At 60.3% G+C, this 22,111-nt stretch carries 23 protein-coding genes and 1 riboswitch; of the genes, 11 read left to right on the forward strand and 12 right to left on the reverse strand.

The features are described from left to right. Positions 1-21 precede the first annotated feature (21 nt). From RAC79_RS23150 to RAC79_RS23165, 4 genes are all read right to left on the reverse strand, one after another. Positions 22-981, reverse strand: a complete 960-nt coding sequence (locus RAC79_RS23150) for a sugar-binding transcriptional regulator (protein ID WP_174039374.1) — start codon at positions 979-981, stop codon at positions 22-24. 20 nt (positions 982-1,001) lie between these two features. Next, entirely contained in the window at positions 1,002-2,471 is a 1,470-nt protein-coding gene (locus tag RAC79_RS23155; protein WP_174039383.1) for an FGGY family carbohydrate kinase, read from the reverse strand. Between the two features lie 115 nt (positions 2,472-2,586). Next, on the reverse strand, positions 2,587-3,543 hold the full coding sequence (locus RAC79_RS23160; RefSeq protein WP_174039373.1) for a transketolase family protein: 957 nt from the start codon (positions 3,541-3,543) through the stop codon (positions 2,587-2,589). Then, positions 3,543-4,352: a transketolase gene (locus RAC79_RS23165; RefSeq protein ID WP_174039372.1), complete on the reverse strand. Its 810-nt coding sequence runs from the start codon at positions 4,350-4,352 to the stop codon at positions 3,543-3,545. Before RAC79_RS23165 ends, RAC79_RS23160 begins: the two co-directional genes overlap by 1 nt. A gap of 440 nt (positions 4,353-4,792) precedes the next feature. On the opposite strand from RAC79_RS23165, the gene RAC79_RS23170 reads away from it, so the two are divergent. From RAC79_RS23170 to RAC79_RS23185, 4 genes are all read left to right on the forward strand, one after another. Next, positions 4,793-5,773 carry an ABC transporter permease gene (locus tag RAC79_RS23170; protein WP_065655910.1) on the forward strand — a complete coding sequence of 327 codons (981 nt, stop codon included), beginning with the start codon at positions 4,793-4,795 and terminating at the stop codon, positions 5,771-5,773. A gap of 134 nt (positions 5,774-5,907) precedes the next feature. Beyond that, positions 5,908-6,837: a sugar ABC transporter substrate-binding protein gene (locus RAC79_RS23175; RefSeq protein ID WP_142846400.1), complete on the forward strand. Its 930-nt coding sequence runs from the start codon at positions 5,908-5,910 to the stop codon at positions 6,835-6,837. 118 nt (positions 6,838-6,955) lie between these two features. Next, positions 6,956-8,434, forward strand: a complete 1,479-nt coding sequence (locus RAC79_RS23180; RefSeq protein WP_125147032.1) for a sugar ABC transporter ATP-binding protein — start codon at positions 6,956-6,958, stop codon at positions 8,432-8,434. A gap of 14 nt (positions 8,435-8,448) precedes the next feature. Then, entirely contained in the window at positions 8,449-9,237 is a 789-nt protein-coding gene (locus RAC79_RS23185; RefSeq protein ID WP_035262232.1) for an SDR family oxidoreductase, read from the forward strand. A 277-nt stretch (positions 9,238-9,514) separates the two neighbouring features. Here RAC79_RS23185 and ribB read toward each other — a convergent pair whose 3' ends face one another. Beyond that, the gene (ribB, locus tag RAC79_RS23190; RefSeq protein ID WP_065655913.1) at positions 9,515-10,156 is read right to left on the reverse strand and encodes a 3,4-dihydroxy-2-butanone-4-phosphate synthase; all 642 of its coding nucleotides are present in this window, start codon (positions 10,154-10,156) and stop codon (positions 9,515-9,517) included. Positions 10,157-10,276: 120 nt separating this feature from the next. Then, positions 10,277-10,427, reverse strand: a riboswitch (FMN riboswitch). Between the two features lie 290 nt (positions 10,428-10,717). Between ribB and RAC79_RS23195 the strand changes: the two genes are divergently transcribed. Further along, positions 10,718-11,320: a hypothetical protein gene (locus RAC79_RS23195; protein WP_125146930.1), complete on the forward strand. Its 603-nt coding sequence runs from the start codon at positions 10,718-10,720 to the stop codon at positions 11,318-11,320. 268 nt (positions 11,321-11,588) lie between these two features. On the opposite strand, the gene RAC79_RS23200 is transcribed toward RAC79_RS23195, so the two are convergent. From RAC79_RS23200 to RAC79_RS23210, 3 genes are read right to left on the reverse strand one after another with little or no spacing between them, the layout of a single operon-like run. Next, positions 11,589-12,296: a TIGR02281 family clan AA aspartic protease gene (locus RAC79_RS23200; protein WP_374997574.1), complete on the reverse strand. Its 708-nt coding sequence runs from the start codon at positions 12,294-12,296 to the stop codon at positions 11,589-11,591. Beyond that, on the reverse strand, positions 12,293-12,484 hold the full coding sequence (locus RAC79_RS23205; protein WP_174039370.1) for a DUF1289 domain-containing protein: 192 nt from the start codon (positions 12,482-12,484) through the stop codon (positions 12,293-12,295). The genes RAC79_RS23200 and RAC79_RS23205 overlap by 4 nt, the downstream gene beginning before the upstream one ends. 19 nt (positions 12,485-12,503) lie before the next feature. Next, positions 12,504-13,289 (reverse strand): adenosylcobinamide-GDP ribazoletransferase, encoded by a 786-nt coding sequence (locus RAC79_RS23210; RefSeq protein ID WP_065655963.1) that lies wholly within the window; start codon positions 13,287-13,289, stop codon positions 12,504-12,506. A 152-nt stretch (positions 13,290-13,441) separates the two neighbouring features. Between RAC79_RS23210 and cobT the strand changes: the two genes are divergently transcribed. Next, positions 13,442-14,476 (forward strand): nicotinate-nucleotide--dimethylbenzimidazole phosphoribosyltransferase, encoded by a 1,035-nt coding sequence (gene cobT, locus RAC79_RS23215; RefSeq protein ID WP_003522166.1) that lies wholly within the window; start codon positions 13,442-13,444, stop codon positions 14,474-14,476. Positions 14,477-14,484: 8 nt separating this feature from the next. Then, positions 14,485-14,889: a diacylglycerol kinase gene (locus RAC79_RS23220; protein WP_020012886.1), complete on the forward strand. Its 405-nt coding sequence runs from the start codon at positions 14,485-14,487 to the stop codon at positions 14,887-14,889. A 61-nt stretch (positions 14,890-14,950) separates the two neighbouring features. On the opposite strand, the gene pdhS2 is transcribed toward RAC79_RS23220, so the two are convergent. Further along, complete coding sequence (gene pdhS2, locus RAC79_RS23225) at positions 14,951-16,486, reverse strand: two-component system sensor histidine kinase PdhS2 (protein ID WP_035262217.1); 1,536 nt, start codon at positions 16,484-16,486, stop codon at positions 14,951-14,953. A 108-nt stretch (positions 16,487-16,594) separates the two neighbouring features. Here pdhS2 and RAC79_RS23230 point away from each other — a divergent pair, with 108 nt between their 5' ends. From RAC79_RS23230 to RAC79_RS23245, 4 genes are all read left to right on the forward strand, one after another. Further along, entirely contained in the window at positions 16,595-17,188 is a 594-nt protein-coding gene (locus RAC79_RS23230) for a thermonuclease family protein (RefSeq protein WP_174039369.1), read from the forward strand. Further along, positions 17,181-17,825 carry a uracil-DNA glycosylase family protein gene (locus tag RAC79_RS23235; protein ID WP_174036154.1) on the forward strand — a complete coding sequence of 215 codons (645 nt, stop codon included), beginning with the start codon at positions 17,181-17,183 and terminating at the stop codon, positions 17,823-17,825. The genes RAC79_RS23230 and RAC79_RS23235 overlap by 8 nt, the downstream gene beginning before the upstream one ends. A 70-nt stretch (positions 17,826-17,895) precedes the next feature. Then, a complete protein-coding gene (locus tag RAC79_RS23240) occupies positions 17,896-18,384 on the forward strand; it encodes an Lrp/AsnC family transcriptional regulator (protein WP_003507846.1) in 489 nt (162 codons plus the stop codon). 285 nt (positions 18,385-18,669) lie between these two features. After that, a complete protein-coding gene (locus tag RAC79_RS23245; protein WP_078052761.1) occupies positions 18,670-19,635 on the forward strand; it encodes an aliphatic sulfonate ABC transporter substrate-binding protein in 966 nt (321 codons plus the stop codon). A 269-nt stretch (positions 19,636-19,904) separates the two neighbouring features. Here the strand turns inward: RAC79_RS23245 and RAC79_RS23250 are convergent, their stop codons facing one another. The 3 genes from RAC79_RS23250 to RAC79_RS23260 all read right to left on the reverse strand — a co-directional run bounded on the left by RAC79_RS23250 (position 19,905) and on the right by RAC79_RS23260 (position 22,079). Beyond that, a complete protein-coding gene (locus tag RAC79_RS23250) occupies positions 19,905-20,729 on the reverse strand; it encodes a class I SAM-dependent methyltransferase (RefSeq protein ID WP_174039368.1) in 825 nt (274 codons plus the stop codon). Positions 20,730-20,813: 84 nt separating this feature from the next. Continuing rightward, positions 20,814-21,080 (reverse strand): usg protein, encoded by a 267-nt coding sequence (locus RAC79_RS23255; RefSeq protein WP_003522173.1) that lies wholly within the window; start codon positions 21,078-21,080, stop codon positions 20,814-20,816. Positions 21,081-21,248: 168 nt separating this feature from the next. Then, positions 21,249-22,079, reverse strand: a complete 831-nt coding sequence (locus RAC79_RS23260) for an ABC transporter permease (protein ID WP_374997575.1) — start codon at positions 22,077-22,079, stop codon at positions 21,249-21,251. Positions 22,080-22,111 lie beyond the last annotated feature (32 nt).

The raw sequence follows: 22,111 nt of genomic DNA on the forward strand, positions 1-22,111 counted from the left end.
CTCCTCCTTATGGGATTTTGGCTATGTTTCCTGGCCGACCAGTCGTTCGGCGGTGAATTTATCGGTGACGAGCACGTCGATCACGCCGGTTCTGAGCGCACCGGCAATCGCCTCGGTTTTTTTCGAGCCGCCGGCGAGCGCAATGACACGGTCGACATTGGAGAGGTTTTCCAGCGGCAGGCCGATGACCCGGTCGTCGAGCGGAGTCTTCACCGGTTTGCCGTCCTTGTCGAAGAAGCGCAGCGAGATGTCGCCGACCGCACCTGCCTGCGCGAGATCGGCGAGTTCCTTGGCGGAAAAGATGTTGCCGGAACGGGCGAGAAGCTCCGACGGCTCGACCGCACCGATGCCGACGACGGCGAGGGTGATCGACCCGAAGAGATCGATGGTTTCGCGCACGAAGGGGTCGGCGAGCATCAAAAGCTTGGCTTCGCGCGAGGTGGCGACGCCCGGCACCGGCAGCAGTTTCGGCTCGGCCTCCGTCAGCCGCGCCAGACGCGTGGTGATCTGGGTCGCATGCGTCTGTACCGATGGGTCGCCCATCCCGCCCAGCGTCTGGACGATATAGCGCGCCTTGGCGCCTTTAAGCGGGTGGATGTTTTCCACCATCTTGAAGATCGTCTGGCTCCAGCTGGAGACGCCGATGATCTCGTTCTGCGACAGCGTCACCTCGAGAAAATGCGCTGCTGCCTCGCCGATGCGGGCCATGATTGCGCCGTCGCGATCCTCGCTGCAATCGACAACGATGGCTTCCGGCAGGTCGAAACGTTCGCGTAGTTGCGCTTCCAGATCGCTATAGGTGCCGGGCGGCGGAATGATGCTGGTGCGGACAATGCCTTCCGCCTCGGCGCGCTTCAACATGCGCGAGACGGTGGCCTGCGAGAGATTGAGATGCTGGGCGATTTCCGCCTGACGTTTGTGCTCGCCGAAATACATCTGCGCCACGCGGGAAATCATTCGAAGTTCGTTTAGCCTGCCCATAAGCCCTCCAGGGTGAATTTTTATTCACCATTACCCGAGGTTACAGGCAAGGTCGAGCGGGCAATCGCGTCGCGCCAGATGCCGAGCTGCTGGCTGTTTTCGCTCGCGGACGGCGCGATGGTGTTGCCGTTGCTGTTCAGCGCCGCGATGGCATCGAGATCGCTCCAGACACCGAGGGCGAGGCCGGCGAGATAGGCGGCACCCAGTGCCGAGGCTTCCGGCGCATCGCGTTGGATGACGGAGTGTTGCAGCATGTCGGCGACACATTGCATCAGGAAACGGTTCTGGCTCGGGCCGCCATCCACGAACAGGCGCCCGAAACCGGAAGGCGACTGCGCGCGCATGGCGGCGAAGACGTCATGGACCTGAAAGGCGATGGAATCGGTGACGGCGCGGGCCATCTGGGCACGCGTGGTGCTGAAGTTGATCTGTGAGAACAGGGCGCGCGCATTGGTGTCCCAATAGGGTGCACCGAGGCCAACGAAGGCCGGCACGAAACCGGGGCCGTTTGGCTCAGCAGTGGCGGCCAGCTCGACAAGGGCGCTGACATCCGGCAGGCCGAGAATCTCCGTCATCCAGGGTAGGGAGGCGGCCGAAACGAGAATATTGCCCTCGAAGGCGAAGGTCGGTTTGCCGCCGAGCCGCCATGCGACGGTGGTGGTGATGCCGCGTTCGGGCGCGATGAAATGCGGCAGGGTTGTCATGACCGAAGAGCCGGTGCCGAAAGTGACCTTGCCATCGCCCGGATTGAAGGCGCCATGGCCGAATAGAGCAGCGTGGCTGTCGCCGATGGCGGCGAGGATCGGCGTGCCGTCCTTGATGCCGGGAACGCCTGATGTGACGCCAAAATCGCCGCTGCTGTCGCGCAGATCGGGCAGGGCGTTGATATCGATGCCGAAGAGCTCGCAAAGCTCATTGCTCCAGACCTGCCGGTTGAGATCGAGCACCTGGCTGCGGGCGGCGTTGGAGGCGTCGCAGGCATGCACCTTGCCGCCGGTGAAGCAATGGATGAGCCAGCTGTCGATGGTGCCGATGCGGAGCCGGCGGCCCTTCGGGGCGCGCTCCAGTAGCCAGCGCATTTTTGCGCCCGGAAACATCGGGTCGATCGGCAGGCCGGTCAGCGCCATGACGCGCTCGTAATGGCCCTTCTCGATCAGTTCGGCGCAATCCTGCGCCGTGCGGCGGCATTGCCAGCTGAGCACCGGGCCGAGCGGCTCGCCGGTTTCGCCGTCCCAGATGGTTACGGATTCGCGCTGGTTGGAAATGGCGATGGCTGCGACATCGACGGTGGAGGGCGCGGCGGCGAGGCAGGCGGAGATCGCTTCGCAGACCGAGGCCCAGATGCGCTGCGGTTCCTGTTCCACCCAGCCGGGCTGCGGATAGGCGATGCCGACCGGTGATGAGCCGCGCGCCAGCAGTTCTCCGCTTTCCGAGACGAGAATGGCCTTGGAATTGGTGGTGCCCTGATCGATGGACAGGATGGCGCGCATCATGGGAGTCTTTCGTCGGCAGTTTTCGTTTCCGCCTTGCGGCGATTAAACGACGATATTGCAGAAAGGGTGTCGCCGCGCATCCGAAGACACGCGACGACTCTGGGAGGAGACTTTATTTTCTCTTGATCAGCGCTTCGGCCGCATCCGCAATGGCGGCCGGCGCCATGCCGAATTCATCGAGCAACCATTCGGCAGAACCGGTATGGGCGAAGACGCCCGGAACGCCGAGGCGTTTCATCGGTACGGGGGCCTGTTCGACCACGACTTCGGCAATGGCCGAGCCGAGGCCGCCGAAGATCGAATGTTCCTCGGCCGTCAGGATCGCGCCGGTTTCCTTTGCTGCTGCGACGACGGCCGCCTCATCGATGGGACGCACGGTCGCCATGTTCAAAACCCGAGCCTTGACGCCGCGGCTGTCCAGAATATCGGCGGCCTTGACGATGCGGTGGGTCAGCGTGCCGTTGGCGATCAGCGTGACGTCGGAACCTTCACGCAGCAGGTTGGCGCGGCCGAGTTCGAAGACATGGCCCTCCGGGAGCAGATCCGGCACGCCGACGCGCGACAGGCGCAGGAAGCACGGGCCGGCATAGTCTGCTGCCCATTTGACGGCGGCCGCCGTCTCGATGCGGTCGCAGGGGGCGATGACCGGCAGGTTCGGCAGAACGCGGGTCCAGGCGAAATCCTCGATGGAATGATGCGTCGGGCCGAGTTCGCCATAGGCCATGCCCGAGGATATGCCGATCAGCTTCACATTGGCGTTGGAATAAGCAAGGTCGGCCTTGATCTGCTCCAGCGCGCGGCCGGTGAGGAAGCAGGATGCGCCGCAGACGAAGGGCAGCTGGCCGCCATTGGCGAGACCGGCGCCGACGCCGACCATATTCTGTTCGGCAATGCCGACGTTGACGAGGCGCTCGGGGAATTTCGACTTGAAGCCGCCGAGCTTCGAGGAGCCGACCGAATCGTTGCAGACGGCGACGACCCTGTCATTGCCGGCGGCCAGCGCTTCCAGCGTTTCGGCGAAGGCGTCGCGGCAGTCATAAAGCTTGGCGGCGGTTACGGGCGCGTTCATTACAATGTCTCCGAAAGTTCTTTGACGGCAATTTCGTACTGTTCCCTGCTCGGAACCTTATGGTGCCAGTCGACGCGGTCCTGCATGAAGGAAATGCCATGACCCTTGTTGGTGTGGGCGACGATGCAATGCGGGCGGTCGCCACGATGCTCCAGCGCCGGCACGACTTCCGCCATGGCGTTGCCGTTGATTTCGCTGACTTCCCAGCCGAAAGCCTCGAGCTTCGGGCGAAGCGGTGCGACATCGTTGGTTTCCGAAAGCGCCGCACCCTGCTGGAAGCGGTTGTGGTCGACGATCAGCGTCAGGTTGTTGAGGCCGAATTGTGCGGCGGACATGATGGCTTCCCAGTTGGAGCCTTCCTGCATCTCGCCGTCGCCGGTCATTACATAGGTATGGTAATCCGCGCCGGAAAGCTTGGCCGCCTTGGCCATGCCGACGGCAACAGGCAGTCCGTGACCCAGCGGGCCGGTATTGGTTTCCACACCCGGCACCTTGTTACAGTTCGGGTGGCCGTTAAGGCGCGAATTCGGCTGCAGGAAAGTCGAGATTTCCTCTTCGGGGATGAAGCCGCGCTTGGCCAGCGTCACATAAAGCGCGCAGGCCGTATGGCCCTTGGAAAGCACGAAACGGTCGCGGGCAGCGTTCTTCGGATCATCCGGCCAGATGCGCAGGACGCGGAAATAAAGGGCCGTCATGATGTCGATAGCTGACATTTCGCCGCCGACATGGCCCGCACCCGCTTCAAAAACAGCCTGTACGTCGCGAAGGCGAATCTGGCGCGCAATGCGCTCTAGCTCCTGGGACTGCATGGAATCCTCTTCAAAACATGCGTGTGAATATTTATACAGCTATTTATATAATTGCAGAGATGGCGTTTCTGTCAAGCCGGAATTGTGAATTGTGTTGTTTGGATCGGCGTGAGCGGGCATGGCGATGGTGCAACATCCCAAGCGGCAGATACCCACGCAGCCCTCATTCCTGTGCTCGTCACAGGAATCCAGTCAGCCCAAGTCCTTGGGCTGTAGGGACTCTTTTCGCCGCGCAGACGCGCGTCGGCTGGATTCCTGTGACAAGCACAGGAATGAGGGGAGAGGCGACAGGCAGGCAGTTGCCGGTCTTCGTTCACGGCAGACCTCGCCATTAACGCCCTATTGACAACCTTCTCGAAACTGGCTTATGCATGTTTCACCGACTATGAATAATTATTCTAATCGGTTTAAAAAATGCAAGACAGTCACCGGGAGGAGCCATGTCCGCGATTGAACGCAATGAGGGGGTCACGCACACCAGGAGCCCGCTTGCCTGGTTGAGCGGAGCGACCGGACCTCTTTTGGGCCTGCTGCTGCTCTGCGTGTTTCTGACCTTCGCCAGCGAGAATTTCCTGTCGCTGCGCAATGGGCTCAACATTCTCGACCAGATCACCGTTCTCGGCATCATGGCCGTCGGCATGACCTTCGTGATCCTGCTTGGCGGCATCGATCTGTCTGTCGGCTCGGTTTTGGCGCTGTCGATGATGATCATGGGCTGGACGGCCAATGTGGCGGGCATGCCGATGGGCATGGCCATCGTGCTGGCGCTGATCGCGTCCGCCGCCTGCGGCCTCGTAGTCGGTATTCTCGTCACTGCCTTCCGCGTGCCGGCCTTCATCGCCACGCTGGCCATGATGTCGGTGGCGCGCGGTCTCGCCAACATGATCACCGATGGACAGCAGATTGTCGGTTTCCCTGACTGGTTCATGATGCTGGCAATCGACCGCCATTTCGGCGTGCTGACAGCGACCGTGCTTTTGATGCTCGTCGTCGTTCTGGTTTCCTGGTTGTTCCTGCGCTTCCGTTCGGAAGGCCGGACGGTCTATGCGGTCGGCGGTAACCCGGAAGTGGCGCGCCTTGCCGGCATCAATGTGCCGCTGGTGACGATCTGCGTTTATGTCGCCTGTGCAGTTCTTGCCGGTCTCGCCGGCATCGTTCTTGCGGCACGTCTCGACTCGGTACAGCCCTCCAGCGGCTTCGGTTACGAGCTGGATACGATTGCGGCCGTTGTCATCGGCGGAACCTCGCTTTCGGGCGGTGCGGGCGGCATCGGCGGAACGCTGATCGGCGTGCTGATCATCGGCGTGCTGCGCAACGGCCTCAACCTGCTCAACGTCTCTCCCTTTTTGCAGCAGGTCATCATCGGTGTCGTCATCGTGCTGGCCGTTGGCGCTGAAACATTACGCCGCCGCAGAAGCTGAATTTGCCTGCGGACGGTGCTGAGCCGTCCGCGCAATAAACGACCCTCCTTATTGGGGAGGCGTGAAATAAACGGCCGGAGGGGAGGAGGTTCGATCTGCCCGAAGGTCAACAATCAACAAATGGAGGAATAATCATGAAATTTTCACGCATTCTGCTGACATCCGCCGCCCTTCTCGCCCTGTCGCTCGGCTCTGCCAACGCCGCCGAAGTCAAGAAGATCGGCCTTGCCGTCGCCAATCTGCAGGCGAACTTCTTCAACCAGATCAAGCAGGCCGTTGAGGCCGAAGCCAAGACGCGCGGCATTGCCGTCGTCACCGTCGATGCCAAGGGCGACGGCCCGACGCAGGTGAATCAGATTCAGGATCTGCTGACCCAGAACATCGATGCGCTGATCTATATTCCGGCCGGTGCCGCTGCCGCGACCGTTCCGGTAAAGCTTGCCAAGGCCGCCGGCGTTCCGGTCATCAACATCGACCGCAATGCCGATGGCGCGCCGGGCGATACCTTCCTTGCCACCGATTCCGTCGCTTCCGCCAAGGCGGTATGCGATTACATCATCAAGCAGGCCGGCGGTTCGGGCAAGATGGTCATCATCCACGGCCAGAAGGGCACGACGCCGGAAGTGGACCGCACAAAGGGCTGCATGGAATCGGTGAAGGCCAATTCCGGTGTGAAGATCGTTGCCGAACAGTGGTCCAACATGTGGAGCCAGGATGAAGGCTTCCAGATCATGCAGAACATGCTGCAGGCCAATCCGGATGTTTCCATCGTCTTTGCGCAGGCCGACGGTCTGGCGCTCGGCGCTGCACAGGCAATCAAGGTCGCCAACCCTTCGCAGAAGATCGTCGTTGGCGGCTTTGATGGTGATACGGCAGCGCTTGAGGCGCTGAAGAACGGCGTCTTCGACGTGACCGCGACGCAGCAGACCCAGAAGATGGGCCGCATGGCTGTCGAGATGGCTGTCAAGATCGTCGGCGGTGAGAAGGTTCCGGCAGTGCAGCTTTCCGATGCGACGCTGACCACCAAGGAAAATGTCGAAGGCTTCATCGCCAACCATCCCTGATGCATCCGCCCCGCGCGTCCGCTGGGATGCGCGGGGCATTCATTGGTTTGTCTTTATGCAATTTGGACACAAGGCTGTGGCGGATCTCCGCCGCGATCATGTCCTGGGAGGTCCCGTCATGCGCGAGCCGGTTCTTTCGCTCCGTGGCATCAGCAAACGTTACGGTCCGCTCGAGGTCCTGAAAAACGTCGATCTCGACGTTTATCCCGGCGAAGTGGTGGCCCTGCTGGGTGAAAACGGCGCGGGCAAGTCCACGCTGTCAGGCATCATCGCCGGTTCGCGCGAGCCGTCCGAAGGCACGATGACATGGCTCGGCCAGCCCTATGCACCGTCTTCGCCGCGAGAGGCGATCGACAAGGGCATCGTCCTCATCCATCAGGAATTGAAGCTCCTGCCGGAGCTTTCCATCGCCGAAAACGTGTTCATTGGCCGCTGGCCGATGAAGAACGGCGTTGTCGACCGTGCCGAGATGGTGCGCAGAGCCCAGCAGCAATTGGCGCGCCTCAACCTTCACATTCCCGCAACCCGCAAGGTGGCCGGCCTTTCGACCGCCAACCAGCAGTTGATCGAAATCGCCAAGGCGCTGGCGCTGGACGCCAAACTTCTGATCCTCGACGAGCCAACGGCGGCACTTGGCGGCGCGGAAACGCAGGCGCTGTTCGAGCAGGTGCGCAAGCTGCGCGCCGAGGGCGTGGGCATCATCTATATTTCTCACCGCATGGAAGAGATCAAACAGATCACCGACCGCATCGTCGTGTTGCGCGATGGCGAGCGGGTGCATGAATTCGCCGATAGCGCGACGCCGGTACGGACCATTGTCGAAAGCATGGTCGGCCGCTCGCTGGAACGCCTGTTTCCGACGCTGCCGGAACCGCAGGACAAGGTGGTGCTGGAGGTCAAGGGGCTGACCGGCGCGACCAATGCCTTCCGCGACATTAGCTTCGGCGTTCGCGCCGGTGAAATTCTCGGTATTGCCGGTCTTATCGGCGCGGGACGCACCGAACTGGTGCGGGCCATTTCCGGCGCCGATCCGACGAGTGCGGGTGAGGTGCTGCTGGATGGCAAGGTGCTGACGTTGAAAAGCCCGGCGGACGCCATCGCCAAGGGCATCGTCATGGTGCCGGAAGACCGCAAATTGCAGGGGCTGGTGGTGGAGCACGAGATCGGCGAAAACCTGATCTATGCCAATCTCGACCGCGTAGGCACCGGCTGGATCACGCCGCGTATCAAGCGCGCCTTTACCAAGGAGGCCATCGCCAAGTTTGGCGTGAAGGGCCGTAGCGAACAGCCGGCATCTGATCTTTCCGGCGGCAACCAGCAGAAGGTGGTCATTGCCAAATGGCTTGCCCGCAATCCGCGCGTGGTGGTGCTGGACGAGCCGACGCGCGGCATCGATGTCGGCGCGCGGGCGGGCATTTACGATATCATCGTCGATCTGGCCAAAAGCGGCGTGGCCGTCATCGTCGTCAGCTCCGATCTCGAGGAGGTGCTGGGCGTTTCGAACCGCATCCTCGTGCTTGCGCAGGGAAAACAGGCCGGCATCCTCAACCGTGACGAAGCAAACGACGTCTCGGTCATGGAACTGGCGACCATCTGAAGAAGGAAACAGAAATGTCCACCATCACCCTCAACGCGCCGAAACTGTTCGATCTTTCCGGCCAGGTGGCGCTCGTCACCGGCGCCGGTTCCGGCATCGGCCAGCGGATCGCCATGGGGCTTGCCCAGTCCGGCGCCAATGTCGCGCTGCTTGACCGCCGCACCGATGACGGTCTGGCGCAGACGGCGGATTTCATCGCCAAGGCCGGGCGCAAGTCGATCCAGATTGCCGCTGACGTGACCAGCAAAGAGGCGCTGACCGATGCGGTTGCCCGCACCGAGGCCGAACTTGGCGCGCTTTCACTCGCCGTCAATGCGGCCGGCATCGCCAATGCCAATCCTGCCGAGGAGATGGAGGAAAGCCAGTTCCAGACGATGATGGACATCAACCTGAAGGGCGTTTTCCTGTCCTGCCAGGCGGAAGCCAATGCCATGCTGAAGAACGGGCGCGGCGCAATCGTCAACATCGCCTCCATGTCCGGCGTCATCGTCAATCGCGGGCTGATGCAGTGCCACTACAATGCCTCGAAGGCGGGTGTCATCCACATGTCGAAATCCATGGCGATGGAGTGGGTGGGTCGCGGCATCCGCGTCAACACCATCTCGCCCGGTTACACGGCGACGCCGATGAACACGCGGCCGGAAATGGTGCACCAGACGAAGCTCTTCGAAGAACAGACGCCGATGCAGCGCATGGCGGGCGTGGATGAAATGGTCGGCCCGGCGATATTCCTGCTCTCCGATGCGGCGAGCTTCGTGACGGGCGTTGATTTGCTGGTGGATGGCGGTTTCTGCTGCTGGTAGGGTTCCCGACGCGGTAGCGCTGAGGTGGACGATAGGGCGCGCCAGACCTATGGGCCGGGTTGACGCGGCTTTTTCCCTCCGTCACCCCGGACTTGATCCGGGGTCCAGTGCGATCAAGTCTTTGATCGCAAAAGACTCTTCTCACGGCGCAGACGCGCCGTGGCTGGATGCCGGATCAAGTCCGGCATGACGGAAGAGGAGAAGCCAGACGGTTTCACAAGCATCACGCCCGGCTTTCGCCGGGCGTTTTCGTATTCAAAGCACAAGCAGGCGCAGCTCAAGCGACCTGCTTCTGCGCCACTTCCTCGACAACCTCGCCCTTGAGGTAAGCAACAAGGTCCTTGATCGTCACGACCAGCAGGCCGTGGCGTTCGGCGAAGACTTCGAGCTGGGGCAGGCGGGCCATGGTGCCGTCGTCATTGGCGACTTCGCAGATGGTGCCGCAGGGATATTTGCCGGCGAGGCGGCAGAGGTCCACGGCTGCTTCGGTGTGCCCGGTGCGGCCGAGAACGCCCTGTGGGTTGGCGCGCAGCGGGAAGATGTGGCCGGGGCGGGCGAAATCTTCCGGGCGCGATTCTTCCGATACCAGCGCACGCACGGTCTTTGCGCGGTCGGCGGCGGAAATGCCGGTGGTGGTGCCCGGAATATAGTCCACCGAGACGGTGAAGGCCGTCTTGAGGGATTCGGTGTTGCGCGACACCATCAGCGGAATATCGAGCGCATCGAGACGCTCGCCCGGCATGGCGACGCAGATCAGCCCGCGCGCATGGTTCATCATGAAGGCGATCTGCTGTGGGGTGATGCTGTCGGAGGCGGCGATGATATCGCCTTCATTTTCGCGGTCTTCGTCGTCAACCACAATCACCATCTCACCACGGGAAATGGCTTCGATCGCGTCTTCAATTTTGGCAATGGTCATTTTCTTTCAAGCCTTTCAAGGGTTATGCCGTTTTGCGGCATTTTCGCGCTTCGAGAAGCGCCAAATATCCCTTGGGCGAACAATGCAATGCGAAGCCCGCTCACGCGCGGGCGTCCTATGCCTTGTCCTCTTCCATCCGGACTATACCGTCGGCTCCGGCCTCTCACCGGATCTGCTGACCTTCCGGCTTTGGAGACCGGAAGCGCTCGCGGGCTCCGGGAAAAATCCCGATACCGCCGGTGGGGAATTGCACCCCGCCCTGAGAACGGAACCAACATAAATTATCAAATGGGAAGGAATCAAGGGGCAATGGTTCGTTGGGCGGGTGCCGGGCAGAAAGAAATCTCTCGGAAAGGCGTTTCTACGAGCATTTTAGTTCCGCCCGTTTCAGGTCGAGTTCCTACTGCGTTTTTCTATCGAGACCGATTTGATATTGGCGGCGCAATCCTGGCCAGTTCGCCATCTGAAGTATCGTATTTATGTTGTTAATATTGGCGTCTTGTGATTTTTATATTGTCATTATCGCAATATGTATTTTCTTATATTTAAGGGAATTGTTGCATGTCAGCGACGCAGCAAATATCTGAAAGCCCGCAATTGCTTGCCGCGTTGGTCGCGGCTTCTACAGCGTTCACGCTGTGGATACTTGGACAATTTGTAGCGGTGGGCGTAGGATTCTGGAAAAAATCGCGAGAAAAAGAGAAATTCATTCGGTCCCTGTATGCGGAAATCGACTTTAATACAGCCGATATGGCGATCTTCCTTGCCGCACCTATTTCCTATGTGACTTTCAGGGAACGCATCAAGGAAAACAAAGATTTCGTCCCGCATATTACAGATGCGCGTCACACCCATTTTTATCTGAAGAATATCGATTCCATATCGGCCACTGGAAGAGAGTATATTGGCGATGTCGTCTATTTCTATGGTGTTCTGGATAAAATCCGCGCCAAGATAGATGGAATATACCGTAAGAGTTTCACCAATATTTCACTCGAGGGTCGGGAGAGTGCCATTCGTAGCCTCTACGAGCACGCGGAAGAGGCAAAGAAAACCGGCGAGAAGCTTTTGCAGACAATGGAAGGAAAATACAGGGGATACAAACTAAAGCGAAAAATCCGTTCGCCGGGCATCTCAAAAAACCAAAAAGCGCCGAAACCATAGTTCGACGCTTCGCTTCTCTACAGTGGAAGGGCGTTTAGATCAAAGTAGGATAGGATCTGGACCGATCATGTTGAGAACTCCTGCGTTGAATATGTAATCTTGTCTCATGGTCAATGCGGCCTGTCAATGATTTGCCGAGGTGGCGGTATTTTTCGAGATAAGCCACTGCTTCAGCGGGTCAGCGTTGATCAACCCTTTCCTCGTTACTTCACATATATTGTGATGGGGGCGTTTGATCGCAAGATAAGGTGCCTTCTCCGAGAGCAGCTTACCGATCCCGCAATCGCAATTCATCGGTCTGCATCTGCAGCGAACCGAGCGTCGACAGGAAGCTCATGCCGAGCAGGCTTTGGCCCAATTGGCCATCCTGCGCGACGAGGGCGGGGATGTTGCGTCGCATGATCGGGCCAATACTGATTTCCGACAGGGTGACGGGGGCTGCCGCCGTGCGGCCATTCGCGGTCATCACCGGCACGGTATAGCGGAGATTTGCGGTGTCGATGCCGATTTCTGCCGCATCCGCATTGTCGAGCACCACGGAACTTGCACCCGTATCGACGAGCATGTGGATCGTCTTGCCTTCGACGCCGACATTTGCCTCGAAATGGCCGCTCATCGATTTGTGCAGGGCGATTTCCTGTTCGCCGCCAGCTGTCGTCACCACCACGGCGCGGCCGGGCATCAGGCCGCCGAGCAACCGGTCGCCGAAGGATTGCAGGTCGTAGCGATAGAGATAGAGCGAGACGAGGCCAAGAATGATGACGAGCCAGACGGCGAGTTGGCGGATGACGGTGCTGAGGCTGCCGCGTCTTCCCGCCAGAATGCCGGCCGATAATAGGCCGGCAATGGGCAGAAGATAAAGCACTTGGGCGAATTGATCATTGTCGATGCCGAGCGTTCGGCCGCCGTCGTGATTGATGAGAAGCAGGCCAAGGCCGACGGTCAGCAGGAGGAGAACGATGGTCAGCCTGTTCATGCGGTATGCGTCTCCTTGGCGGTCTCGGGTAGGTTTGCCAGTCTTTGCGGCAGCGACCGCATGATTTCGCGGCGCTTCTCGTCGCTATAGCCTGCCCAGCCGCCGATTTCATCCAGCGTCCGCCCGCAGCCGATGCAGAGGTTGCTGGTTTCATCGAGGCGGCAGATATGGATGCAGGGTGTTTCCATGGTGATTTATATCAGGCCGTCACGCCGCAAGGGCAAGGGCGATGAGGGTAACGATCTCCGTGATCTGCTGGCAGGCGCCGATGGTGTCGCCGGTATGGCCGCCGATCTTGCTGTCGCAGAGCCTGCCGAAAAGGACAGCTGCCAGAAAGGCTGCCGCCAGCACGAGGGCAATCGACAGGAGCGGCAGGGCGTGTAGCGTGAAGAGTGTGAAAAGCAGCAGCCCGATCACCAGCGCGATGTTGCGCTCGCTGGAGCCCGGCTGACCGGCGCCGGCGGCGACGCCGGAGGTTTTGGCGGCAGGCAGGGACTGCCAGTGCCACACCATCAGGGCGCGGCTCAGGACGAGTGCGGCGATCAGGGCGGCGGCGGCGGTCTTTGCCGGCAGCGTCTCAATGAGCGAGGTGAGTGCGGTGGCGCGAAGCGCAAAGGAAAGGATCATGGCAATCGTGCCATAGCTGCCGATGCGGCTGTCCTTCATGATCTCAAGCATGCGGGCCTTCTCCTTGCCGCTGCCGAAACCGTCGGCCATGTCGGCGAGGCCGTCTTCGTGCAGAGCCCCCGTGATGAGCGCCGTCAGGCCGATAACGAGCCAGCCGGTAAGTTGCGGAGAGGCGTCGAAGGCTGCGAAAACCACAATAAGGAAAGCGGCGGGCAGGGCGATCAGCAGGCCGGCGGCGGGAAAGGCGCGGGCTGTGCGGCGCATCGACACGCCGTCGGCATCATCGAAAAACCGCGAGGGAACGGGCAGGCGGCTCAGAAAGGCGAGGGAATGCATGACATCTGTTATAAAATCCCCGGCCTTCATGCTCTCTCCGTTGCAGTCGCTGCATTTCCGGTTGTTCCGCGGCGCATCCGCGATTATGAGAGGCGCAACAAAGACCGATTTGCCGGAAAAAACAAGTTCCGGACGCATGAGCCGATGCGACAGCCAACCCGACGAGGAGAAAGACAGATATCATGAGCATGAGCGGATTGCCCTTCGACGATTTCCGCGCGCTGCTGCGCGAGCTTCCCGGCCCGGATACGCACGCGCTTGTGGCGGCCAAGGAGCGCAATGCGCAGCTGACCAAGCCTGCCGGTTCGCTCGGACGTCTCGAAGAAATCGCCATGTGGCTGGCTGCCTGGTCCGGCCGTTCTCCGGCCGTCACCCGTCCGCTGGTGGCGATCTTCGCCGGCAATCATGGCGTTACCCGGCACGGCGTTACGCCCTATCCGACATCCGTTACCCAGCAGATGGTGGAAAATTTTGCGGCAGGCGGTGCGGCGATCAACCAGATCTGCGTTGCAAACGATCTTGGCCTGAAGATTTTCGATCTGGCGCTCGATTACCCGACCGGCGACATCACCTGCGAGCCCGCGCTTTCCGAGCGCGACTGCGCCGCCACCATGGCCTTCGGCATGGAAGCGATTGCCGGCGGAACCGATCTTCTCTGCGTCGGCGAAATGGGTATCGGCAACACCACGATTGCGGCGGCGATCAATCTCGCGCTTTATGGCGGCACCGCGGAAGAATGGACCGGTCCGGGTACCGGTTCGGAAGGCGAAGTCATGGCCCGCAAGATCGCGGCGGTGAAAGCAGCGGTGGAGTTCCACAAGGATCATCTGTCCGATCCGCTGGAGATCATGCGCCGTCTCGGCGGACGCGAGATCGCAGCGATTGCCGGCGCTATCCTTGCTGCCCGCGTGCAGCGCATTCCCGTGCTGATCGACGGTTATGTGGCGACGGCCGCTGCCGCTCTCCTCAAGGCTGCCAATCCTGCGGCGCTCGACCATTGCCTGATCGGCCATGTCTCGGGTGAGCCCGGGCATCTGGCCGCAATCGAAAAGCTCGGCAAGACGCCGCTTCTGGCGCTTGGCATGCGGCTCGGCGAAGGCACGGGGGCAGCGCTTGCCGCCGGCATCGTCAAGGCCGCCGCCGCCTGCCATTCCGGCATGGCGACATTCGAAGCGGCGGGTGTGGACACCCGCATCAGCTCCCGCACCGACCATTGAGGCTGAAGATGGACGTGACGCCGCAAAAGAAGCAACCGGAACCCGCCTTCCGCAAGGAAAAAGGCTGGCGGCATCTTTTTGCCGCCGCGCGCTATTCCGTGCAGGGGCTTGGCCGGCTGTGGCAGGAAGCGGCGTTCCGGCATGAGGTTCTCGCCTTCGGCGTCGGGCTTGCCCTGCTTCTGGTCGTCGGCGCACCCTTTGCCCATCTTCTCGTCTTTACGGTGCTGATGCTGCTTCTGTTTTCGGTGGAGGCGTTGAATACCGCCATTGAAGAGCTGGTGGATCGCATTTCACCGGAAATCTCCTCGGTCGGGCGGCATGCCAAGGACCTCGGCTCTTTCGCCGTCTTCTGCCTGTTGATGGCGAACGGATTTTTCGTGCTGTATTCGCTGGTAACGACGCTGTTCTTCTGAAGTTCTAAGCCTCAAGGCATTTCAGGACGGAAAACCCGGGGCCACTTTTCCTGGAAATTCCTCAAGCGAAGGACCGGCGGCGCGGCTGGATGGCGTGGGTTTCTTCCACGGCCGGCAGGCTTTGCAGCACGCGTTTGGCTGGCAGGATGGCGATGCCTTCGGTGCCCTCGCGCAGTTTCGATTTCAGGATGAATTGGCCGTCATGCTTGGCGAGGATGGCCTGAACGATGGGCAGGCCAAGGCCGGTTCCCTGTTCGGCGCTCTTGATCGCGATCGATCCCTGACCGAAGGCGGACAGCACCACGGGAATTTCGTCCTCGGGAATGCCGGGGCCGTTATCCCTGATCGAGACATATTGGCCGCCGCCTGCCGTCCAGCCTGCCTTCACGAGGATTTCGCCGCCCTGCGGCGTGAATTTCACGGCGTTGGACAGCAGGTTGAGGATGACCTGACGGATGGATTTCTCATCGGCCCAGACCTGCGGCAGGCTGTTTTCGAACTGCTGGGAAATTTTGATGTTCTTGGCGCGGGCGCGAAGCTGGATCATGCCGATGCAATCCTCGGCGATTTCCAGCATCGAGATCGCTTCTTCATTCAGGTCATAGCGCCCGGCTTCGATGCGCGATAGGTCGAGGATTTCGTTGATGAGATCAAGCAGATGCTGGCCGGAGCGATGGATATCGCCGGAATATTCCTTGTAGAGCGGATTGTTGAGCGGGCCGAGCACTTCCGAGGACATGACCTCGGAGAAACCGAGAATGGCGTTGAGCGGCGTTCTGAGCTCGTGCGACATGGAGGCGAGGAAGCGCGATTTTGCCAGATTGGCTTCTTCCGCGCGCCGCCGTGCCTCGTCGGACACCGAATTGGCGACTTCGAGTTCGGCGATCAGGTCGTCCTTTTCCGTCTGCGAGGAGAGGAGCTTGATGCTGGTCTGGTAAAGCCGGCTGGTGATGCGATGGCAGAAGAGGATGGCCATGCCGAACATCAGCGCGAGACCGACATCGAAAGGATTGCGCGAAATGGCCGAGGTCATGCAGAGAGCCGCGAGCACCGGCAAAAAGGTCATAAAGGTCGCCCGCCGCAGCATGAAATTGGCCATGGCGGTGAGCGAAAGCGCGATCAGCAGCGTCGAGCCCTTGAAGAAAAGCACGAGCGTCGGGTCGTTGCGCACGGGTTCGGCCAACGCAAACATCGCCCAGGCGCAGCCGATGAGGATCTGCATGCCGAGGAAGAGACTTTTCCAGTGCTGAAGATTGTCGGCCGTGATTTCCTGTTTTGCCGCCCGCTTGGCCAAGAGCAGGGAAAAGGCGTGGAAGCTCAGCGCAATCAGCGACCAGATGATCAGGCTGATGTCGCGCGTTATATAAAGGCCGATGATGGAGGCGAGCAGGATGAAAAGCGGCATGATCATCGCGCCCTGCAGGGTTTCGGCGATGTGCATGGTCAGCATTTCGCGTTCATAGGCGTCGCTTGCGCCGGCCCCCTGCTGCAGGCGTTCACGCGTCGTCTTCACCGTGTCGAAGACCGCCTTGTTGCGATGCTTTTTCGACCGGTCGACGATGATCTTGTCGGTGGACGTGCTGACGCTTTTACTCATTGTTACAACGCAGGGTGACATGAACCCTTGCAGACTACGCGCAAAATCTTAAGAAGATGCTGCCGTGAAAGGATTTGTTTGCCATTTCTGACAAGGGTTTGTTGTTACATGAGACGAAATGGAGGCAAGGGCAGGCGGTTTTCGGCATTTCGCGATGGCGGGCTTTTTCTCGCCACGGTTTTTCTGGGCATTCTGATCGCGGCCAAGCTCGACCAGATCAACAGCGAAACCTATAGCGGCCGCTTCTTCGTGATCGATGGCGATACGCTGTCGAAGGGGGAGGAACGTTTCCGGCTGCTTGGCATCGATGCGCCGGAGCTTGCGCAGACATGCCTGCGCGGCAGCGAAAGCTGGCCGTGCGGCGAGGAAGCGCGCCGTGTTCTGCAACGGCTGGCCGGGGCTGTGGATTTTTCCTGTTCCGGCAGTTCCAGGGACCGTTACGGGCGGCTGCTGGTTTATTGTTCCGCCGGCGGCAGAGATGTCTCATTGGAAATGGTGTCGGCGGGTTTTGCCGTCGCATCCGGTTATTTCCAGTTCTCCAGCGAGCAGGCGGCGGCGCGCAGGCAGGCACGCGGCATCTGGGCGGGAGAATTCGAGAAACCGTCGCAATGGCGGCGGGAACACCGTGCCGCGGATCTGGAAACGCCGGCGGCGGGTTTCCTCACCATTGTCCGTCATCTTCTGGGGTGGGATCATGGTTGAACCAGTGCCGGTGCGTGATGACGGGCTTGACGTATTGCGCGGCGAAATCGCCCGTTGTCGTCTCTGTCGCGACAAGCCGCTCAGGGGAATGGCCGATCGCCTGGCGCACGAACCCCGGCCGGTGGTCGTCATGTCGACCAAGGCGCGCATCCTGATTGCCGGGCAGGCGCCGGGGCTTCGCGTGCATGAAACGGGGCTGCCGTTCAATGATGCCTCGGGCGACAGGCTGCGCCAATGGCTGAACGTCGACCGGCAGACATTCTATGATCCGGATCGTTTCGCCATCGTGCCCATGGGCTTCTGTTTTCCCGGTTATGACGAAAAAGGCAGCGACCTGCCGCCCCGGCGCGAATGCGCGCCGCAATGGCGTGAGCGGGTAATAATGGCGATGCCGCAGGTGGAGCTGATCCTCGCCATCGGCCAATATGCGCAGGCTTTTCATCTGGGTGAAAGGCGGCGCAAGACCATGACGGAAACGGTGCAGGACTGGCGCGGCTTTCTCCATGCCAATTCCGGCCCCGGCATTTTTCCCCTGCCGCATCCAAGCTGGCGCAATACCGGCTGGCTGAAAAAGAACCCATGGTTCACCGAGGAACTGCTGCCGGTTCTGCGACAACATGTGGAAATGCGGCTTTAGTGAAACAATTTTCTGTTTTTCTGCAAAAATTAGTGTATTGAAAGGAAATTAATTCAGGAGGATAGACGCATTGGATCGCCTAGACCGTAAGATTTTGCGCATTCTGCAAGAGGATTCCACGCTGGCCGTTGCCGATCTGGCGAAAAAGGTCGGCCTTTCCACGACGCCCTGTTGGCGGCGTATCCAGAAGATGGAGGAAGACGGCGTTATTCGCCGGCGCGTGGCGCTGCTCGATCCGGTCAAGGTAAACACGAAGGTCACGGTTTTCGTCTCCATCCGCACCGCCTCCCATTCCATCGAATGGCTGAAGCGTTTCTCCGAGGTGGTTTCCGAGTTTCCGGAAGTCGTCGAATTTTATCGCATGAGCGGCGATGTCGATTACCTGCTGCGCGTCGTTGTGCCCGATATCGCGGCCTATGACGCCTTCTACAAGCGCATGATCGCCAAGATCGAAATTCGCGACGTGTCCTCCGCCTTCGCGATGGAGCAGATCAAATATACGACCGAGCTGCCGCTCGACTACATGCTGCTGGACAATCCGAAATCCGGCGAGGAGTGATCCGCCGCCGGCCAGTTTTTCGACCAATGCCCTTCCGGTTGCCGGGGAGGGCATTTTCATTTGCGGGTCGTTTTTCCCGTCGATCTGGCCCGCCAAGGGCTGATCCAGCCGGAAGGTCCATCCCGGTAGCCGCCGCCGGGGCACGACAATTCTATTCCGCCCATCGTGGCAAATTCGCACATTCAATTCTCCCGGAGCTGTCTGCGCGCAAACTGCGATTTTGATAAAATCTCTCGAATATCTACGCTTTTACTGTCGAAGGATGGAATAGCGAGGGATATCCATATGCTTACACGACGCGGAACATTGGGACTGATTGCAGGTGCGACCGGGGCGGTGTTTCTGCCGCATATCCGGCGGGCGAGTGCCGCAACCGCCACATTGCGGATTGGCTGGCAGAAGAATGGCGTGATAGCGCTCGCGAAAAGCCAGGGCGCGCTCGAAGCGTTGCTGAAGGATCGCGGTATCGAGGTCAAATGGTCGGAATTCTCCTCCGGGCCGCCGCTTCTCGAAGCGCTGGGTGCCGGTGCGCTGGATATCGGCCCGACCGGCGATGTGCCGCCGCTTTTCGCGCAGGCCGCCGGCGGCAATCTGCGTTATGTGGGCACTTACAAAGCGGCGGCCGGCGGATCGGCCATCCTCGTGCAGAAGGATTCGCCGCTGAAGACGCTGGAAGACCTGAAAGGCAGAAAAGTCGCCTTCAAGCGCGGCTCCAGCGCGCATAATGTCACCGTCAAGGCGTTGCGAAAGGCAGGGTTGACGTTGAATGATATTACGCCGGTCGATCTTGCCCCGCCGGATGCGGCCGCCGCCTTCCGCAGCGGCAGCATCGATGCCTGGTCGATCTGGGATCCTTATTTTGCGGTGGCGGAAAAAGAGCCGACGACACGGGTTCTTTCGACCGCCGAAGGAATCGTCGATCCGTGGAGCTATTTCCTTGCCAATGGCGATTTCGTGGAGGCCAATCCCGATCTCGTGCCACTGATCCTCAAGGAGCTGGCGAATGTGGGTGCGAAAGCGCAGGCCAATATCGATGCAACGGCAAAGTCGCTGGCGTCGATCACCGGCGTTCCCGAGGATGTCACCAAGGTCTCGCTAACGCGGCCGGGCGCCGATCTCGGGCGGGTTTCGCTGGTTCCGGATCAAGCCATCGCCTATCAGCAGGCACTTGCGGATGAGTTCTACGATCTGAAGATCGTGCCGAAGAAACTCAACGTGGCGGATATCGTCTGGCGGCCGAAGGCGAGCTGAGCGGGTCGGAAAAGGTGAGTCTCTTCAACCTGCTGGCGGGTGTTGCTGAGAGGTTGATTCAGGAAAATGCCATTCTTGCCGCATAGGGCGAGCCCGTGCCGCTTGTTTCTTCTCCCCGCCGGTGAGAAGTCCGCGGCAGCGGGATGAGGGGGCAAGGGTAGAGATATGCGGAGAGCTAGCCCCCTCATCCGACCCTTCGGGCCACCTTCTCCCCGGGGGGGGAGAAGAAAACTGCCGAAACGTCGGGGGCACAAGCCTCCTATGTGGCATCAACCCTTTAGCTTGGCGATCACCAGATGGCCGGGTGTCGGATTGCCGTCCTGCATGCGCACGTTGATGTCGGTCACCTCGAGAACCTCGAAACCGGTCGCGGCCAGTCTTTCGCGGACATAGGTTTCCGCATGGGCGAAACGCTGGTGCGGGCCGACCATATAGGGGCGTCCGGCCAGGGTTTCTTCGGGCAGGGTTTCCGACGAGAAGATCAGCAGGCCGCCGGCATTGAGGTTTTCGGCGGCGCCGAAAAACAGCGGCTCCAGCGCGCCGAGATAGGGCAGCACATCGGTGGCGGTGATGATGTCGAAAGGTTCGTCGTCATTATCCTCGAGAAAATCCTCGGCTTCGGCGACGTAGAGCGTCTCGTAGAGGTCCTTTTCATGGGCGATTTCGACCATGTTTTCGGAAATGTCGATGCCGGTGATATCGTCGGCCATGTCGCGCAGCGCTTCGCCGGTGAGGCCGGTGCCGCAGCCGAGATCGAGCAGGCGCTTGAAGGGGCCGAGGTTCAGCGTCTGCAGCCGCTGGCGCACCATCATCGGAACGGCGTAACCGAGCTGTTCGACAAGAATATCCTCGAAAGCTTCTGCATGCTGGTCGAACAGGGTTTCTACATAGGCGTCGGGCGCCTTCGGCGGTGTTTCGCCCCGGCCCATCGCCGCGATGCGAACGGCCGCTCCGCCGTGATCGTCGGGATCGATGGCCAGAACCTCTTCATAAGCCTTCACCGCCGCGTCCACATCGCCGGCTTTTTCAAGCGCGAGCGCGCGGTTATAGGCCTCGGCAAGCGCATCTTCGTCGATTTTCTGGTTCTTGGTCATCGTGCCTTATCCGTCAGCATCTTCAGTTGAGGTTTGCTGTAAGCCGCATCGGGGGCGGGCGCAATATTTATGTGGTGCGATGGCTCAGTGGATGATGAACTCCCCCTTGAGCGCGCGCCATTCCTGCGCCGAGATGACCTGCCGGTGCACGTAGCGGACGGAATGCAGCGGTCCGTCGAGCTTTTCCTTCCAGAATTTGAGGAAGCCATGCATCTCAGGGAAGTCCGGGGCAAGATCATAGTCCTGCCAGACATAGGTCTGGAGAACCAGCGGATGATCCGGCAGGCGATAAAATATCTGGGCGGTGGTGAGGCCGTAGCCTCTCAGCATCATTTCCATGTCCTTGTTCATGACGGCGGTTCCCGTTTCCATGATTGCCGATCACAGCGTTACCGCTGTATCGAATATGGGAACACGTCATGGTTAATCCAAGCTTGCCAAAGACATGGGTTGTCACAAAATATTTATATTTTTCAAAATGTTGGCAGCCTTCATTGATGAGTGCTGCCAACGTTGCGACTAGCGCTTGAGATGCCGGGTCAGGCGGGCTTCCAGCCATGCCCAGACATGCCGTAGCGTTTCGACGATCGTCAGGTAAAAGATCGCGGCCCACAGATAGGCCTGATAATCGAAGGTGCGGGAAAAGGCGTAGCGGGTCTGGCCCATAAGGTCGAAGACGGTGACGATAGAGACCACCGCGGAACCCTTGATCATCAGGATGATTTCGTTGCCATAGGGACGCAGCGCGACGATGAGCGCCTGCGGCAGGATGATCTTGCGGAAAGTGACGAGTTTCGACAGGCCGAGCGAGGCAGCGCCCTCATGCTGGCCGCGCGGCACGCTGCGGATCGCGCCGCGCAGGATTTCGGCCTGATAGGCGGCGGTGTTGAGGGTGAGCGACAACAGGCCGCAATACCAGGCTTCGCGGAAGAACCACCACAGGCCGACGGTTTCCAGCCCCTGGCGGAAACTGCCGAGGCCGTAATAGATCAGGAAAAGCTGCGCCAAAAGCGGCGTGCTGCGGAAGACGTAAACATAGGCATAGGCCAGCGCGCCGATGATGCGGTTTTCCGACATGCGGCCGAAGGCGATCGGCACGGAAAGAATGGCGCCGAGAATGATCGAACTGCCGACGAGGGTGATGGTGGTGATGAGACCATCGATATAGCGCGGTCCGTAACGCTGGAATTTGTCCCAGTCCCAGCCCTCGATCATGGCGAAGATCAGCCCGGCGGCGAGCAGCAGCCCGAGCGTGCTGACGGCGATGCCGACGCTTCGCGAAATAGTAAGCGGCCTGTCCGCAACGGCCGGGGCGGCGCGGGGGGGAACGAGGTCCTGAATATGGCTCATCGCGTGACCCCCGACCTCCGCGACCAGCGACC

The organism is Agrobacterium sp. LR_9 (assembly GCF_041954855.1).
Taxonomy (GTDB): domain Bacteria; phylum Pseudomonadota; class Alphaproteobacteria; order Rhizobiales; family Rhizobiaceae; genus Agrobacterium; species Agrobacterium leguminum.